Source organism: Halorubrum ruber (genome assembly GCF_018228765.1).
GTDB classification, from domain to species: Archaea; Halobacteriota; Halobacteria; order Halobacteriales; family Haloferacaceae; genus Halorubrum; species Halorubrum ruber.
Genome location: NZ_CP073695.1, coordinates 348,716 through 365,500 on the forward strand (window position 1 = coordinate 348,716; position 16,785 = coordinate 365,500).

At 70.7% G+C, this 16,785-nt stretch carries 14 protein-coding genes and 1 pseudogene; 6 read left to right on the plus strand and 9 right to left on the minus strand.

All coding sequences use genetic code 11. From position 1 onward, the window contains the following. Positions 1 to 6 precede the first annotated feature (6 nt). Positions 7 to 288, plus strand: a complete 282-nt coding sequence (locus J7656_RS01675; protein ID WP_017343581.1) for a hypothetical protein — start codon at positions 7 to 9, stop codon at positions 286 to 288. A 31-nt stretch (positions 289 to 319) separates the two neighbouring features. Here J7656_RS01675 and J7656_RS01680 read toward each other — a convergent pair whose 3' ends face one another. Further along, positions 320 to 1,429, minus strand: a complete 1,110-nt coding sequence (locus tag J7656_RS01680) for a pyridoxal-phosphate-dependent aminotransferase family protein (RefSeq protein WP_026046243.1) — start codon at positions 1,427 to 1,429, stop codon at positions 320 to 322. Positions 1,430 to 1,621: 192 nt separating this feature from the next. Here J7656_RS01680 and J7656_RS01685 point away from each other — a divergent pair, with 192 nt between their 5' ends. Continuing rightward, entirely contained in the window at positions 1,622 to 4,018 is a 2,397-nt protein-coding gene (locus J7656_RS01685; RefSeq protein ID WP_211553881.1) for an amino acid permease, read from the plus strand. 64 nt (positions 4,019 to 4,082) lie between these two features. On the opposite strand, the gene J7656_RS01690 is transcribed toward J7656_RS01685, so the two are convergent. The 4 genes from J7656_RS01690 to J7656_RS01705 form a co-directional block, all read right to left on the minus strand. Next, on the minus strand, positions 4,083 to 4,340 hold the full coding sequence (locus J7656_RS01690; protein ID WP_017343584.1) for a DUF7561 family protein: 258 nt from the start codon (positions 4,338 to 4,340) through the stop codon (positions 4,083 to 4,085). 514 nt (positions 4,341 to 4,854) lie between these two features. Beyond that, a complete protein-coding gene (locus J7656_RS01695; protein WP_425490618.1) occupies positions 4,855 to 6,039 on the minus strand; it encodes an ABC transporter ATP-binding protein in 1,185 nt (394 codons plus the stop codon). Next, positions 6,020 to 7,819, minus strand: coding sequence for an ABC transporter permease (locus tag J7656_RS01700; protein WP_211553885.1), 1,800 nt, complete (start codon positions 7,817 to 7,819; stop codon positions 6,020 to 6,022). Before J7656_RS01700 ends, J7656_RS01695 begins: the two co-directional genes overlap by 20 nt. Before the next feature lie 27 nt (positions 7,820 to 7,846). Further along, complete coding sequence (locus J7656_RS01705) at positions 7,847 to 9,094, minus strand: thiamine ABC transporter substrate-binding protein (protein WP_211553887.1); 1,248 nt, start codon at positions 9,092 to 9,094, stop codon at positions 7,847 to 7,849. A gap of 111 nt (positions 9,095 to 9,205) precedes the next feature. Here J7656_RS01705 and J7656_RS01710 point away from each other — a divergent pair, with 111 nt between their 5' ends. The 4 genes from J7656_RS01710 (at position 9,206) to J7656_RS01725 (ending at position 13,623) form a co-directional block, all read left to right on the plus strand. Continuing rightward, positions 9,206 to 10,024 carry a DUF6517 family protein gene (locus J7656_RS01710; RefSeq protein ID WP_211553888.1) on the plus strand — a complete coding sequence of 273 codons (819 nt, stop codon included), beginning with the start codon at positions 9,206 to 9,208 and terminating at the stop codon, positions 10,022 to 10,024. 781 nt (positions 10,025 to 10,805) lie between these two features. After that, positions 10,806 to 11,546: a 1-(5-phosphoribosyl)-5-[(5-phosphoribosylamino)methylideneamino]imidazole-4-carboxamide isomerase gene (hisA, locus tag J7656_RS01715; protein ID WP_017343589.1), complete on the plus strand. Its 741-nt coding sequence runs from the start codon at positions 10,806 to 10,808 to the stop codon at positions 11,544 to 11,546. Positions 11,547 to 12,048: 502 nt separating this feature from the next. Continuing rightward, positions 12,049 to 12,645, plus strand: a complete 597-nt coding sequence (hisB, locus tag J7656_RS01720) for an imidazoleglycerol-phosphate dehydratase HisB (RefSeq protein WP_017343590.1) — start codon at positions 12,049 to 12,051, stop codon at positions 12,643 to 12,645. An 81-nt stretch (positions 12,646 to 12,726) separates the two neighbouring features. Continuing rightward, positions 12,727 to 13,623 carry a YkgJ family cysteine cluster protein gene (locus J7656_RS01725; RefSeq protein WP_017343591.1) on the plus strand — a complete coding sequence of 299 codons (897 nt, stop codon included), beginning with the start codon at positions 12,727 to 12,729 and terminating at the stop codon, positions 13,621 to 13,623. Positions 13,624 to 13,681: 58 nt separating this feature from the next. Here the strand turns inward: J7656_RS01725 and J7656_RS01730 are convergent, their stop codons facing one another. The 4 genes and pseudogenes from J7656_RS01730 to J7656_RS01745 all read right to left on the minus strand — a co-directional run bounded on the left by J7656_RS01730 (position 13,682) and on the right by J7656_RS01745 (position 16,742). Then, positions 13,682 to 13,981: a DUF7861 family protein gene (locus tag J7656_RS01730; protein WP_017343592.1), complete on the minus strand. Its 300-nt coding sequence runs from the start codon at positions 13,979 to 13,981 to the stop codon at positions 13,682 to 13,684. Then, the gene (locus tag J7656_RS01735; protein ID WP_017343593.1) at positions 13,978 to 14,628 is read right to left on the minus strand and encodes a GNAT family N-acetyltransferase; all 651 of its coding nucleotides are present in this window, start codon (positions 14,626 to 14,628) and stop codon (positions 13,978 to 13,980) included. Before J7656_RS01735 ends, J7656_RS01730 begins: the two co-directional genes overlap by 4 nt. Positions 14,629 to 14,696: 68 nt before the next feature. Then, complete coding sequence (locus J7656_RS01740; RefSeq protein WP_017343594.1) at positions 14,697 to 15,911, minus strand: Brp/Blh family beta-carotene 15,15'-dioxygenase; 1,215 nt, start codon at positions 15,909 to 15,911, stop codon at positions 14,697 to 14,699. Then, positions 15,904 to 16,742 (minus strand): annotated as a pseudogene (locus tag J7656_RS01745) (lycopene cyclase domain-containing protein). Before J7656_RS01745 ends, J7656_RS01740 begins: the two are co-directional and overlap by 8 nt. Positions 16,743 to 16,785: the final 43 nt, after the last annotated feature.

Consider the following 16,785-nt stretch of genomic DNA (forward strand, 5'->3'; position numbering starts at 1 on the left):
AACCCGATGAGACGACTCACGCGGAGCGAGCTGGCGTCGCGGGTGGGGCCGCGGCCGCCCTCGGACGCCTTCTGGCGGCGCGCGATCGACCGAGGAGCGGCCGCGCTCGCCGTCGGCGCGGACGCGGTCGACGGTGAGGCGGAGAGCGAAACGAGCGAGGAACCGCTCGCCACCGGCGACATCGTCGACGTCGGCGACCGCGCGTTCGTCGTCGTGGGCGCGGAGCGGACGGAGAGCGGCGGTCGAATCTATCGGATCGAACTCGTCGCCGACCGCGACGAGGGCTGAAGCGGCTCGAATTCGGTCGGTGGGGGCCGGATTACAGGTCCGCCACGTCCTCGATGGCGTCGGTGAGCTCTTTCACGCTCTCGACGGTGTGCTCGCCCATGTGGCCGATCCGGAACGTCTCCTCGCCGAGGTCGCCGTAGCCGTTCGAGAAGGCCATGTCGTACTTCTCGTTCACTTCCTCGATGGTCGCGGCCACGTCGATCCCCTGCGTGTTCTCGATGCAGGCGACCGTCTGCGACTCGTAGCCCGCCTCGGGGAACATCGCGAAGTGCTCGGCGGCCCAGTCGTGGACGTACTCGGTCATCTCGCGGTGGCGCTCGTCGCGGGCGCGGTGACCCTCGTCGAGCATGCGCTTCATCTGCTTGCGGTACGCTAACATGATGGGGATCGCGGGCGTGGAGTGGGTCTGGCCCTTCCGGTCGTAGTAGTCGATGGTGCGGCGGAAGCCGCCGTACCACGAGGAGTCGCCCTTCTCGACCTCGCGGTCGTAGGCGTCTTCGCTGACGACGCAGACGGCGAGTCCGGGGGGCATCGCGAACGCCTTCTGGGTGGACGCGAAGATCGCGTCGATCCCGTGGGCGTCGATGTCGACGTAGTCGCCGCCGAGCGAGGAGACGGCGTCGACGGCGAAGTAGGTGTCCGGGTACTCTTTGAGAACGTCGCCGATCTCCTCGACGGGGTTCCGGACGCCGGTCGAGGACTCGTTCATCACGCCAGCGACCATGTCGTACTCAGCGTCGGCGGTCTCGATCGCCTCGCGGACGTCCTCGGGCTTGACCGCCTCGCCCCACTCGTACTCCAGCCGGTCGACGTCCTTGCCGAGGCGCTCGGCGACGTTGGCGTAGCGCTCGCTGAAGGCGCCGCAGGTCGGGACGAGGACGCGGTCGTCGACGAGGTTCAGCGTCGTCGCCTCCCAGAACTCCGTGCCGGAGCCGGTTAAGATTACGACCTCGTTGTCGGTGCCGAGGAACTCCTTCGTGTCCTCGACGATGGTCGTGTACAGGTCGGTCATCCGGTCCATCCGGTGGCCGAACATCGGCTCCGCCATCGCCTCGATGACGTCGTCGCGGACCTCCGTCGGGCCGGGGATGTACAGCGTCTTCTCGTCGTAGTCGTCGCGGTATTCGCGTTTCTTCGTCACGGGATCCACCTGTTGGATCGTACCGGGGCGCGTGAGGGTATGGACCTTGTGTTCCGTTCAAAAGGCGCGACCAGCTCGCCTTCGCTCCCGGAACGGCGCCGTCGCCCGGATCAGCCGACTTTATACGAACGGAGGAGAGAAAGGAGGTATGATACACGCCCGAAGAGTCACAACCGTCCGAGGTGGTCCGCCATGAGCGGCGACGAGGAACTCGCGAAGGACCTCGGGCCGCTCGCGGCGCTCACCATCGGGATCGGGACGATGATCGGCGCGGGGATCTTCGTGCTCCCCGGCACCGCGGTCGCCCGCGCCGGGCCGCTCGCCGCGTTCACCTTCGTCCTCGGCGGCGTGATCGCCTTGTTCACCGCGTTGTCGGCCTCCGAACTGGGAACGGCGATGCCGAAGTCCGGCGGGGCGTACTTCTACGTCAACCGCGCGCTCGGGCCCATGTTCGGCTCCGTCGCGGGGTGGGCGAACTGGCTCGGGCTGGCGTTCGCGTCCGCCTTCTACATGTACGGGTTCGGCGAGTACGTCAACGCCCTCGTCGGCCTCGGCCCGGTCGGACTCGGTCCGGTGACGCTGGAGGCGGCGCAGGTGATCGGGCTCGCGGGCGCGCTGCTTTTCATCGCAGTCAACTACTTCGGCGCGAAGGAGACGGGCGGGCTCCAGATCGTTATCGTGATGTCGCTTTTGGGCATCCTCGCCGTCTTCACCGTCGTCGGCCTGCTGAACGCCGACATGGAGTCCCTGCGTCCCCTCGCGCCGCCGGGCACGACGAGCCAAGTGCTGCCGGTGACGGGGATCATCTTCGTCTCGTATCTCGGGTTCGTCCAGATCACTTCGGTGGCCGAGGAGATCAAAGACCCCGGACGGAACCTCCCGCTCGCGGTGCTGGGATCGGTTATCATCGTGACGGTCGTGTACGCGCTGTTCCTCGTCGTGCTGCTCGCGGCCGTGCCGAACGAGCTGGTCGCGAACAACGAGACTGCGGTCGTCGACGCCGCCCGGCTCCTGTTCGGACAGTACGAGGTGTTCGGCTTCTCGCTCGGCGCCGTCGGCGCCAGCATGCTCCTGATCGGCGGGCTGCTCGCGACCGCCTCCTCGGCGAACGCGTCGATCCTCTCGTCGTCGCGGATCAACTTCGCGATGGGCCGCGAGAAGATCGTCACCCCGAAGCTGAACGAGATCCACGAGCGGTTCGGCACCCCGTACAAGTCGATCGCGCTCACCGGCGCGCTCATCCTCGTGTTCCTCGTCGCCGGCGGCGTCGAGTCGCTGTCGACGATGGGCTCCGTCCTCCACCTCATCGTCTACGGACTGCTCAACCTCGCGCTGATCGTGATGCGCGAGTCCGAGGTCGAGGGGTACGACCCCGACTTCGAGGTCCCCTTCTACCCGCTCGTTCCGATCATCGGGACGGTGTCGTCGTTCGCGCTGATAATCTACATCGAGCCGACGATCATCCTGATCTCGTTCGGGCTCGTCGCCTTCGCCCTGCTGTGGTACCTGCTGTACGCCCGCGGGAAGGTGGAGTCGCGCGGCGTGCTCGGCACGTGGATCCTCGACCGCTCCGAGGACCTGCCCGAGCAGGCCGTCTCGGCGGCGACCGCGGTCCAGCCGAGCGGCGACGACTACCGCGTGATGGTGCCGCTCGCGAACCCCAAGACCGAAGAGCACCTGATCACGCTCGCCTCGGCCATCGCCAAGCAGCGGAACGGGACGGTCGTCGCGGTCAACATCGCGAACGTCCCCGACCAGACCTCCCTTGAGGCGGCGCGCGACCGCGGCGCCCACGAGGCGGCCCACGGCCTCCTCGACCAGGCCCGCGCGGACGCCGAGACGTTCGGCGTCGACGTGGAGACCCACGTCGTGCTCTCGCACCGCGTGTTCGAGGAGGTGTTCGACGCCGCGCGCACTTACGGCGCGGACATGACCGTGATGGGCTGGGGCGAGGACTCCCACGGGGCGCCCGGGCGCGCCGAGTCCGCGATCGACGAGCTGGCGTACTCGCTGCCCTCGGACTTCCTCGTGTTCCGCGACCGCGGGTTCGACGCCTCGCGCATCCTCGTGCCAACCGCGGGCGGTCCGGCCTCGGACCTCTCCGGCGCCGTCGCGAAGATGCTCCAGACCGAGTTCGACGGCGAAGTGACGCTGCTCCACGTCGCGGAATCGGGAGAGGAGGACGAGGGCCGCGCGTTCCTCGCCGACTGGGCCGACGCCCACGACCTCTCGGACGCGACGCTCCGGATCGAGACCGGCGACGTGGAGGCCAGCATCGAGCGCGCCGCCCGCGACGCCACGATGCTCATCGTCGGCGCGACCGAGAAGGGGCTGCTCTCGCGGCTGGTCAGCGGCTCGCTCGTGTTGGACGTGCTCAACGACGTGGAGTGCTCCGTCCTGCTCGCGGAGAAGCGCAGCGACCGCGGTCTCTTCGGCCGGCTGTTCGGGGCCGGCGCGCGGGCGAACGACGTCGCCGACGCGACCGCGACCCCCGCCGAGACCGGCGTCGAGCCGGAGCCGTCGACGCCGGAGATAGCGGAGGGCGCGGACGAGGAGTCAGGCGCGGACGAGGAGTCGAAGTCGGACTGACGCGGCGGTTTCTTTTTAAACGGTGAGGAAATTGCGGTGCGGGAGCCGGGCGACCTGCTCCGCGTTAGCCCCAGTGCCAGAAGTGGTTGCCGTCGTCCTCGACCGGGTCGGTGCGCTCCCGGAGGTCGGCCACGTCCTCGGCGGTCGGCTCGTGGTCGTCGGGCAGTTTCTCCATGCAGTCGAAACAGAGGAAGAACTCCGAGCCGTCGGTGAGTTCGAGCGTGAGTCCCTGCGTCGACTCGAACGCGAAGTTCCACAGGTCGCCGATCCCGCCGGCGATCCGCACGGACCGCTCGCAGACGTCGCACGCCTCGGAGGCCATATGTGTGTCCTACTGGGTCCGCGGGGTAAGGCGTGTCGCCTCGATACGTTTACGAGGTGGATGGATTCGGTGGGATGGTCCGGTAGCTCGTAATCGCGGGCTGAACGGTGACTGCTTTTTAAGAATGAACCGTTTATTTATAAATAGCTGCTACTAACTCGACGGACGACACCTCCAAATCCCCAGCCGCTTACTTATAAATAGCTGCCAGCAAGCCGACGGACGACACCTCCAAAGCCCCAGCCGCGAGGGCGGCGTACGCTCGCTGCGCGCTTCACTCGGTCGCTCACTGCGTTCGCTCCCTCGTTCCAGTGCTTACGTCGCCTACGCCGCCCTCGCGGCTGCCCCTTTGAGCCCCACCCGACGGCGACCGCACGGCACCTCACGCCTCCCCAGCCTCGTCAGTCGCCGTCGCTTCGCTCCGGCGACTGACTCCCTCGCGCGTGCTGCTCGGCCGCGGGGCGGCCTCGCAGGCACGCGCCACCGCACCGCATTTATAAACAAACGTCGTCGCTCACCGCGATTCGACCTCGATCACGTGCGCGTCGCCCGGGTCGAATCCGACTGTGACCGCGCCGTCGAGGGGATCCACGGCCCGGACGAGCAGTTCGCGGTCACCCCAGTCGAGCGTGACGCGCGTCGTCTCGCCGAGGAACTCCGCGCTCGCGACGGTCGCGCGGAGGGCGTTCTCGCCCGCGGGGGCGGCGGGCTCGTCGCCCGCGGCCTCGCCCGCGCTTGCGACGCGGAGGTGTTCCGGACGGACGCAAAAGACGGCACGGTCGCCGACCGACGTGGCCGTGCCGGCGTCGATTCGCACGCGGAGCGTCTCGTCGCCGCCGTCGACGTCGACCGCGATCGCTCCCTCGGCGGGCGTGTCGACGACGCTCCCGGCGAACACGTTGTTGTCGCCGACGAACTCGGCGACGAACCGGGTGGCGGGCTCGCGGTAGACCGTCCGCGGGGGCGCCACCTGCTCGGGCGTCCCGCCGTTCATCACCGCGACGCGGTCCGAGACGGCCAGCGCCTCCTCCTGGTCGTGGGTGACGTATATCGTGGTGATTCCCAGCTCGGACTGAATCCGCTTCACCTGCGCGCGGAGCCGCTCGCGGAGGCGCGCGTCGAGCGCGCTCATCGGCTCGTCGAGCAGCAGGACGTCGGGGCCGGGCGCCAGCGCCCGCGCCATCGCGATCCGCTGCTGTTGCCCGCCCGAGAGGCTCTCGGGGTCGCGGTCGGCGGCGTCGGGGAGGTCCACCAGTTCGAGCAGCTCCGCGACGCGCTCGTCGCGCGTCATCCCCTCGGGCGGGTCAGCGAAGTTGAGCCCGTACGCGACGTTCTCGCCGACGGTCATGTGCGGGAACAGCGCGTAGCTCTGGAACACGACGCCAACGTCGCGGTCCTCGGGCGGGACGCCGGACATCGACTCGCCGGCGAACCGGACCGTCCCCGAGGTCGGCTCCTCGAACCCCGCGATCAGCCGGAGCGTGGTCGTCTTCCCGCAGCCGGAGGGGCCGACGAGCGTGAAGAACTCCCCCTCGCGCACCCGGAGGCCCACGTCGTCGACGGCGGCCGTCTCGCCGTAGCGCTTCGTCACGCCGTCGAGTTCGACGGCGACCGCGGGGTCCGTCTCGTCGCCGTCGAACTCCGCGTCGCCGCCGTCGCCGTCGAACTCCGCGCCGCGCTCAGAGCCCACGGTGGTCACCTCCGAGGCGCTCGATGACGACGAAGCTGAGGCCGGTGACGACAAGCAGGACGACGCCCATGGCGGTCGCGGGTCCGAGCCGCCGCCCGATGAACCGTTCGATCGCGACGGGCATCGTGTACGCGTCGGCGCCGGTCGCCAGCACGACCGTCGACGTGAACTCGCCGATCGAGATGGCGAACGCGAACGCCGCGCCCGCGACGACCGCGGGCCAGACGAGGGGGAGCTCCACGTCCCGGATCACCCGCGCCCGCGACGCGCCGAGCGCCCGCGCGGACTCGACGAGCGAGCGGTCCAGCCCGTCGAGCCCGGGCGACACGGTGCGCACGACGAACGGGTACCCCGAGACCGCGTGCGCGACCACGACCGCGACCGCGCCGCTCGCGGCGATCCGCCACCCCGCGATCTCGACGCCGAAGACGAGCCCCCGGAGGAGGCCGAGCCCGACGATGATCCCGGACACCGCGAGCGGCGCCATCGCGGCCGCGTCGACCAGCGTCCGCCCGCGGTACCGCCGCGTGGTCAGCACCGCGACGACGACACCCATCGGGAGCGCGAGCAGCGTCGCCCCCGTCGCGAACACCAGCGAGTTCCGGATGGCGGGCCACGGACGAACCTGAAACGCCGCGCCCGTCTGCTGGCGCTCGACCAGGAACCGGTAGTGGTTGAGCGTGAGCGCGCCGTCGCCGCCCGTGACGCTCGCGAGGATCATCGACGCGATCGGCGCGAGGAAGATGACCCCGGCCACGACCGCATAGGCGGCCAGCCCCGCCCGCGGCAGCAGTTCGCGGAGCGTCGGGGCGGTCGGAACCAACGGGCGCCGCGGAAGGGGTCTCGCGCCCCGCGTGTTCGTCGACTGTCGGGCCTCGTACCGGAGGTACGCGAGGAGAACGCCGAGCGAGATCACGAGCTCGACGATCGCTAACGCGGCGGCCTCGGCGTAGCTCAGGTCGCGGACGAGTCGGTAGATGAACACCTCGACGGTCGCCAGCTGGAACCCGCCGAGCGCGAGCACGATGGGGAAGGTGCCGAAGGTGAACACGAAGGTGAGCGCCGCGCCCGTGAGGACGGCGGGGTACACCTGCGGGGCGACCACGTCGACGAACGCCCGGACCGGGCCGGCGCCGAGGCTGCGGGCGGTCTCGACCGCGCTCGCGTCCACCGACTCCCACGCCGCGGTCGTCACCCGCGCCACGAGCGGCGCGTTGTAGAACGCGTGGGCGATCACCACCGCTTCGAGGGTGAACAGCAGGTCGACCGGCGGGAGTCCGATGGCCGTCAGCGCGGCGTTCAGCGTGCCGTTGTCGCCGAACGTGGCGACGAACCCGACCGCGACCATGATCGACGGGAGGACGAACGGGACGATGGTCAGCGAGCGCAGCGTCTTCCGGCCGGGGAACTCGAAGCGCGCGAGCAGGTAGGCGGCCGGGAGCCCGAGGGCGACGCTCGCGATAGTCGAGAGGACCGCCTGGTAGGCGGTGAAGCCGACGATCCCGAGCCGGCGGTCCGGCGAGGCGAGCGAGCGCGCGACCGCCGCTGGCGACTCGCCCGATAGCAACCGCGCCAGCTCGCCGAAGTAGAACGGGTCGGTGAGCACGTCGGCGAAGACCGCGAGGGTGACCGCGCCGTCGACGACGACCGCCTCGATCAGGACGGTCGCGGTCGGGTAGTAGAAGGCGACGACGAGCGCGGCGCTGGTGAGGACCGCGAGCGCGGTCAGCGCGTGCGACTCGACGCCCTCGCGGAGGCGGGTCAGCCGCTGGGTATCGGTTCCCGTCACGCGCTCGGTCCCACGTCGGCCACGGGGTTAGTTCCCGGCGAACTGCCGCTCCCAGGCCTCGACCCACGCGTCGACCGAGCCCTGGAGCTCGTCGTAGGTGAACGTCACCGGGTCGGCCGGCTCCTTCGCCAGCTCGGCGTAGTCGCTCGGGAGCTCGGCGCCGTCGGTCGCCGGGAACGCGACGTTGCGCTGCGCGATCTCGCCTTGGACGTCGGGCTCCAGCATGAACGACATGAACTCGCGGGCGAGGTCCGGCTCGTCGGCGTCGGCGAAGACGGCCATCCCCTCGGGGTTCGCGTACGCCTGGTCGTTCAGGAATCGGATCTGGTGTTTCTCGAGGTCTTGGCCCTCCATATCCGCGAACACCTGATCGGTGGAGTAGGAGACGACTATCGGCGCCTCGCCCTCGCTCCAGGCCGCGTACGCGTCGTCCCACGAGCCGAGGACGCGCACGTCGTTCTCCTGGAGGTCCGTCCAGTAATCGAGGTAGTCGTAGTCGGGGTCGCCGTCCTCGCCCTCGATCGCCTCGCCGTCGCCGTCGCTCGCGACGCCGCCGTCGCCGAAGCGGTTGATCGTGTGAAGGAGGAACGCGCGGCCGGTCGAGGAGGCGCCGGGGTTCTGCGCGATGAGCGCGCCCGCGTGCTCGTCGTCGAGCAGCCCGTCGAACGTCTCGGGCGCCTCCATCGTCGTACCGTCGTACACGAGGCTCACGTAGCCGGTGTCGTACGGGACCGCGCGGTCGAACGGGTCGAACCGGAGCCCCTGCTTGACCGCGTCGCGCCCCTCGATCTCGCCCGCCTCGGCGAAGAGGTCCCCGTCAAGCTCCTCGTCGACGCGCACGAGGTCCTCCGTCGTGAGGCCGACGTAGAGGTCGGCGTCGATGCCCGCGCCCGAGGCGGCGCGCTCGACGTAGTAGTTCACCTCGTTGTCGGGGGTCGCCCACTCCAGCTCGGCGTCGACACGGCTCTCGAACTCCTCTTTGAGCCATTCGCCGGGGCTCACGGAGGGGGCGTCGATGAAGCTCGTGTAGGTCGCCACCGTCAGCGTCGGGGTCTCGTCGTCGCCGCCGTCTCCCTCCCCGTCGCCGTCGTCGGTGTCGGTTCCGTCGCCCGTCCCGTCGCTCCCGGAGCCGTCGCCGCCGTCGCTCCCGTCGGTCCGCTCGGCGCTACAGCCGGCGAGCGCGACGGCTCCCGCCGTCCCGGCCGCCGTCAGGAACCGTCGTCGGGTGCGTGACCGGGCCGATCGCCGCCGCGTCTCGCTCTCGTCGGTAGTCATCACTCGGTTGTTGTACTCGGTGGTTACATAAGGGATCCGTCCGCGTCCCGGTTTCGTGTCTGAATACCCTCCCGCCGACACCCATTTACTCCGGGACGACCACCCGGATCCATGGACGAGTACACCGGAGCGCGGTCGACGCGGACGACCCGGCGGCGGCTGCTCGCCGGCGGCGCGGCGGTCGGGGTCGCCGGCCTCGCGGGCTGTCTCGGCGGGCGCGACGGGCCGGTGCCGGCCCCCGAGGTGACGAGCGACCGGATCGAGGACTGGCGCCAGACCGACGAGTCGGAGAGCACCGTCTTCGAACAGTCGTACGGTCCGGTCACGGTCCGGGCGCTCGAACGCACGCGGATCTTCGAGTACGCGCCCGTCGCGGACGCGCTCGCCGAGACGGTCGACGCGTCGGGCTCCCCGGTCGTCTTCTTCGCGACGCGGATCGACCTCCGCCCCGCGATCGATCAGCTCCCGGCCGGGGTCGGCCGCGACCGGGTGATGAGCGAGGTGGAGACGGCCGCCACCGACGCGTTCCGCGCGCAGCTCCGGAACGCTGGCATCGAGAACGTCGAGGTCGCCGAGGAGATGACGACCACCGTCCGGTCGGGCCACACCGCCACGGCGTGGCGGCTGACGGGCGAGTACGCGCTCGACGGCGAGATCCCGCTCCCCGACGGCTCCACCACCGACGTGGAGGGGGTGCTCGACATCGGGGCCCGGCTCGGCGTCTGGCACGATGGGACCGACGTCATCGTCGCCGGCGGCGCGTACCCGACCGAGCCGCTCATCGGCGTCCTCGACGAGGCGCTCCCCAATTTCGTCGACGCCGAGACGGTCGTGCGACAAATCGCGGACGCGGAGACCGCCGAGACGCTCGCGACCGACCCCACGAACTTCGACGAGGACGTCTCGCAGCTGCTCATCTCGGTGGCGTGAGCGGCTAGCGGATCCGGACTTTCGACTTCGTTGAAACGCTATCGTTTATAAGTGAATGCGGTGGCGCGTGCCTGCGAGCGGCCGCCGAAGGCGGTCGCGAGCCAGCACGCGCGAGGGACGCGGTGAGCGCTCGGAGAGCGCGAACCGCGAGGCTGGGGAGGTGTGAGGTGCTGTCGCTGTGCGGGGCGGGGACTCAAAGGGGCAGCCGCGAGGCCGCAGTAGGCGACGTAAGCACTGGAAGGAGCGAACGGAGTGAGCGACTGAAGCGCGCAACGAGCGTACTGCGGCCTCGCGGCTGGGGCTTTGGAAGTGTTCGCCGTCGTTCTGCGGTCAATCACGTATCGCCGAGCGGCTGGGGCTTTGGAAGTGTTCGCCGTCGTTCTGCGGTCAATCACGTATCGCCGAGCGGCTGGGGCTTTGGAAGTGTTCGCCGTCGTTCTGCGGTCAATCACGTATCGCCGAGCGGCTGGGGCTTTGGAAGTGTTCGCCGTCGTTCTGCGGTCAATCACGTATCGCCGAGCGGCTGGGGCTTTGGAAGTGTTCGCCGTCGTTCTGCGGTCAATCACGTATCGCCGAGCGGCTGGGGCTTTGGAAGTGTTCGCCGTCGTTCTGCGGTCAATCACGTATCGCCGAGCGGCTGGGGCTTTGGAGGTGTTTCACCGGCGATCCACAGTCAGCCATTTATAAGCAAATGACTGCGTCTTTGGAGACGTCCGCCGCGTAACCCTCTGTTTCATCTCGAATCGACCGGTTTAATCACCGGCCGCGACTCCCCTCCCGTATGAGCCAGTTCCCCGAGTTCGAGGTGATCCCCGCCGTCGACGTGCAGGACGGCGAGGTCGTCCAGTTGGTCGGCGGCGAGCGCGGGACGGGCAAGCGCTACGGCGATCCGGTCGCGGCCGCCGAGCGGTGGATCGAGGCGGGCGCCGGCACGCTCCACCTCGTCGACCTCGACGGCGCGTTCGAGGGCGAGCGCGTCAATGCCGCCGCGATCGAGTCAGTCGTCGAGAGCGTTCCGGACGCGGTCGGCCTCCAGCTCGGCGGCGGCATCCGGACTGCGGAGGGCGCGCGGGACCTGCTCGACCTGGGGCTCGACCGCGTCATCCTCGGCACCGCGGCGGTCGAGACGCCCGAGATCGTCGCCGAGATCGACGAGACGCATCCCGGGGGCGTCGTCGTCAGCCTCGACGCGAAGGACGGCGAGGTCGTCGTCTCGGGCTGGACCGAGGGGACCGGGCTGGACCCGGCCGAGGCCGCGGCCCGCTACGAGGAGTTGGGCGCGGGCGCCATCCTCTTCACGAACGTCGACGTGGAGGGGCAATTAGAGGGGATCGACCGCGAGGCGGTCGCGAGCGTGGTCGAGGCCGTGGACATTCCGGTTATCGCCTCCGGCGGGGTGGCGACGGTCGAAGACGTCGTCGACTTAAAAAAGGCCGGCGCGGCCGCCGTCGTCGTCGGCACCGCGCTGTACGAGGGCGAGTTCACGCTCCGAGAGGCGCAGAACACGGCTGACGAGATTTAAATAGTGAAATCTTGGCATGCCGCAGTTCATTTATAAATAGATCTCGCTGGATCGGCGGTGAACACTTGCTTGGCCCCAGCCGCTTGCTTATAAATAGCCACCTGTCGCTTGCCGGCGAACACCTCCAAAGCCCCAGCCGGGAGGGCGGCGCACGCTCGCTGCGGTCCTCACTCGGTCACTCACTGCGTTCGCTCCCTCATTGCGGTCCTTACGTCGCCTGCGCCGCCCTCCCGGCTGCCCCTTTGAGCCCCGCCCCGCACGGCACCGCACCTCACGCCTCCCCAACCTCGCCGCTCGCTCGGGGCTCCCTCCGGTCGCCCGCGTCGCTCGCGGCGTCCCTCGCGCGGTGCTGCTCGGCCGCTTCGCGGCCTCGCAGGCACGCGCCACCGCACCACCATTTATAAATGAACTCTCGACTCCCGCACCGCGTCCGCTCTCTTTTCACGAACTCGAACGCCCTCACACCCGCAACCGACTTACGAATCCCCCGCGACGAGCCGGTATGAGCGAGCACGACCGGACCGCGGCCGTCACCCGCGAGACGAGCGAGACGACGATCGAACTCACCCTCGCTATCGACGGCGACGGCGACAGCGAGGTCTCGACGGGGATCGGCTTCTACGACCACATGCTCGAATCGTTCGCCAAGCACGGCCTCTTCGATCTGACGGTCCGCTGTGACGGCGACCTCGACATCGACGACCACCACACCGTCGAGGACGTGGCGATCTGCCTCGGCGAGGCGTTCGACGAGGCGCTCGGTGACAAGCGAGGAATTCGGCGGTACGCCGACCGACGCGTCCCCCTCGACGAGGCGGTCGCGAGCGTCGTCGTCGACGTCGCGGGACGCCCGTACTACGAGTTCGAGGGCTCGTTCTCCCAGGAGTCCGTCGGGGAGTTCACCAGCGTCATGGCCGATCACTTCGTGCTCTCTTTGGCCCACAACGCCGGGCTGACGCTCCACGCGACGGTCGAGAAAGGGGACAACGCCCACCACGAGGTCGAGGCGCTGTTCAAGGCCTTAGCGCGCGCGCTCGACGACGCGACCCGCCTCGACGAGCGCCGCAGCGACACGCCCAGCACGAAGGGGGAGCTCTGAGCGGGCCGAATCCCCTCGTCCCGGCCGAACCGCGCCGCCCCGCCGATCGCTTATCCGCGCGCGAACCGTTCTCACGGACGCATGGAACTCGACTGCGAGGGCTGCGCCGGCTGCTGCGTCGACTGGCGCCCGCTCGATCCGGCCGCCGCGGGCTCGGACCGCACCGGGCCGCGCCCCCCGCTCGACGACGCCTACGACCTCGTCCCGCTCACTCGCGACGAGGTCGCCCGGTTCGTCGACGACGGCCTCGGCGACGCCCTGATCCCCCGGCTGTTCGAACCTGCCGAACGGGACGACAGCGTCCGGATCGACGGGGTCGACCTCGCCGCGGTCGACGGCCGCCCTGTCTTCGTCGTCGGGCTCCGGAAACCCCCGAAGCCGGTCGCGCCGATCGGGACCGACGAGCCGCGCTGGCTCGACGCGTGCGCCTTCCTCGACCCGACGACGCTCCAGTGCCGGATCCACGACACCGACCGCTACCCCCGGACCTGCTCGACGTACCCCGGGCACAACCTCGACCTCGGCGCCGAGACGGAGTGCGATCGCGTCGAGGCCGCGGGCGGCGGCGACCGACTCCTCGACGACGAGCCGCCCGAGGACCTCCCGGCGCCCGCGTTCGGCCCGCAGGCGCTCGGCGCGACCGTGTTCGCCTACCCCGATCCCGACGCGCTCGACGGGGTCGTCGCGCGCCTCCGCGACGGCGCGGGGACCGCCGACGACCGCGCCCGCTTCGCCGGCGCCGCGGTCGGCTCCCGCCCGGGGTCGCTGTCCGTGACCCGCGACCGCATGGCCGAGGCCCGGGAGCGCGCCCGCGAGGCCGACTCGTGGGTCGGCCGAGCGATCGGGGCGTGGACCGAACGCGCCGGCGACGACGGCGAGCGTGTCGCCCTCGACCGCGACGCGCGCGACCGGCTCGTCCGCGAGATCGAGGACGACGGGGGCGCACCCGGCACGCCGGGCTGGAACTCGGAAGTCTAACGCCGGCCACATGCGAAGCCGAGTCGACCGGCGACCGCTCGCTCCTCTCCCGCTCCCCTCAGCCGCCCCGCTTCCGGTACCAGACGCGCTCGCCGACCGGCGACTCCCCCTCCTCGATCGGCAGCCGGCTCACGAACAGGTCTCGCACGGCGAAGGTGATCGTCAGTTTGACGAGTTCGGCGTCGGGCTCGTCCGCTCCGCGCTCGCCCGCCCCGCGCTCGTCTCCGTCCCCCGACGCGAGCGGTCGCACCGTCACGACGCAGTGGCCGTCGCGCTCGCCGATCGACTCGACGACCCCCTCAGACCACCGGTCGACGTGATGCGACGGCGCTCGGGCGTGGACACGGTCGTGGTTCACGACCGGGTCGCCTCCGCGTCCCTCTCGTCGCCCCCGTCGTCCCCGACCCGCCGGACCGCGAGCGCGCCCGCGCAGACGCACTCCCCCTCGCACTTCGGGCACTCGTCCGCCGACCGCTCGATCGGGTCGCGGTGGACCGTCTCGTACCCGTGCGCGTCGAACAGCTTCTCCGGGGAGTCGTCGCCGCCGTGGTACCACGAGTCCGCGAGGAACAGGTCGACGCCGCGCGCCGCGCCGACCGCGTGGAGCCGTTCGAGCAGCCGGCTCCCGATCCCGCGGCCGGTCGTATCCGGCCGGACGTACCCCATCTCCAAGTGGCCGTACAGCGTCGCCGCCGGAAGCAGCTCCGGGTCGTCGAAGAAGTACATCTCGTCGGCGACGGCGGCCGGGTCGTCGAGTTCGCGGAGCGCCATCACGCCGAGGATCGCGTCGTCGCGGTCGCTCTCGCCGTCCTCGCGGGGTTCCTCGCCGCCCGCCTCCTCCGCCTCCTCCGCGCCGCACTCGACCGCGACCAGCACGTGGTACGCCGGGTCGCCGATCCCGAGGTCGACCCCGTAGGCGCTCCCCTCGCTGAAGTGCGAGGTGATGAGCGCCTCCAGCGGCTCGGCGTCGCTCGGCCGCGGGTCGCGGATCGCGATCTCGTCCATTATGGGAGGGACGCGGCCGCCGACAAAGAGCGGTGCGGTGTCGGAGCCGGGAGGCTCGCGCTCCCCGGTCAGCTCCCGGTGCCCGGCCGCCAGACGCCCTGTCGCCGGTCGAGCCACGCGACCACGACGACGTGGGGGAGCGTCATGGCGGCGATGGCGACCAGCGACACGGCCAGCAGGTCGCCGGGCGCCGCGACGCCCGCGGGGACGCTCGCGCCGACCGCGGCCACGACGAGAAACCCGCCGAGCGTGAGCGGCGCGGCGTCGCGGCCGAAGCGGGCGAGCGCCCCGACTGCGTTGCCCGCGGACGCCGCGCTCGCGGCCTCGGGATCGACGAGGACGAGCCGCCCGACGTGTCGGAGCGCGTGCCACAGCGCGAAGTACACCCCGATCGCGAACACGGGCGCGGCGAGCAGGAACCACGCCCACAGCACCGCGAGTTCGCCGACGTCGCGCCGCCAGCCGCCCGGGTCACGCCGCCGGCCGTCCGGGTCACGCCGCCGGCCGTCCGGGTCACGCCGCCGGCCGTCCGCGTCGCGCCCGTCCCGGACCCGGCGGTAACCCAGCCCGACCGACGCCAGCGTCGCCGTCGCCATCCCGACGCCGACCCCGATCCGGACCGCGGGCGCAAAGAGGGGGTCGACCGCGGTCGCGGCCGCACCGGCGTCGACGAGGAACAGCCCGACGATCCACTCGGCCACCAGCCGGTACTCCTCGGGGTGCGCGAGGAGGGGGACGCCCATCGGGAGGCCGCCGCGGACGACGAGCGCCAGCCACCGCTCCCCGGAGGTTGGCAGGTGGTCGACGCCGGCGATCGCGAGCGTCGCCACGTCGCCCTGTCCCCAGTGGAGCCACGTGAGCGCGATGAACCCGACGAACGCCGCGACGGGCGCGGCGAAGAACGCGGCGACGACCGCGCCGCCGAGGACCGCGTACACGACCGAGACGACCGCGATCGACCGCCGGAGCGACACGCCCGGCGCGCCCCGGAGGGGAACGAGATGGTCGACCGCGCCGTGGGCCATCCCGACGGCGAGGGTGCCGAGCGCGAACGTCGCGACGCCGAGTTCGACCGGAAACAGGGGGGTCACGGCGCCGATCGGCAGCAGCGCGGCCAGCGCCAGCGCCGGGCGGCGCGCGAACCAGCGGTCGACCCGTTCGCTCGCGGCGTCGGCCGCCGATTCGGGCCGCGCGTCCGCGGGGGCCGCTCCGGCGTCGCGCCCGCGAGTCTCCGCGGAACCGGACTCGGTCGCCCTCGCCGACGTCGAGGACGCCTCAGTCATCGACCACGTCGGGGTCCGGGTCGGCCGGCGCGTCGGGGCCGGCCACCTTGCGGTCGGACGCCTCCGACCCGGGGCCGGTGACCGCGTCCGCCGCGGTCGGCCGGCGTTCGTTCCAGTCGAGCACCCACTCGAACAGGACGAGGCCGTTGATCGTCATCAGCCCCGCGGCGACGAAGAACAGCATCTCCTCTATCGGGAGCCCGAGGACCGCAATTCCGGTCGTCAGCTCCGGCGACAGGTACCAGGTCCCCATCCCGATCGCGATCCGGTCGACGACCCAGAAGTACGCGGCGGGGAGCAGCGTCGCCGTGACCCACAGCCGAGGCGTGCGCGCGAGGTACCCCCGCCCACGCTCCACTGGAGCGCGAGGACCGGCCCGACCCACGCGATCAGCCCGCCGAGGTACAGGAACGAGGGGTCGAGCCGAACGAGCCCCAGCCCGACCGGCACCATCGCGAGGCCGACGGCGACCCCGGCGGCCCGCGGCGCGCGGTCGAAGTCTCCCTCCCGGAACGTCGGGTCGAAGCCGACCCGGTGGAGCGCGAACGCGACGACGACCGTCTGTACCGTGAAGAAGAGGTACTCCCCCAGCGGGATCGACAGCGCCCGCGCGACGACGGCGCCGTCGGCGTATCCCCACGCCCCCCGTCGGATCATGTAGCTGATCCACGGCGTGGTGTAGGCGTACGCGATAGCGACGAGGATCGCGATCCCGGCGATCGCCCGGCGCTGGCGCTTCGGCTCGTACCGCGGGGCGACGTACCACAGCAGCGCCAAGACGGGGAGACTGAAGACGAGATGAAACTGGAGATACGTCAGCGTCGGCAGCATCGGACCACCCCAACGAGGACGCTCATACCTATGTGTACTCTCT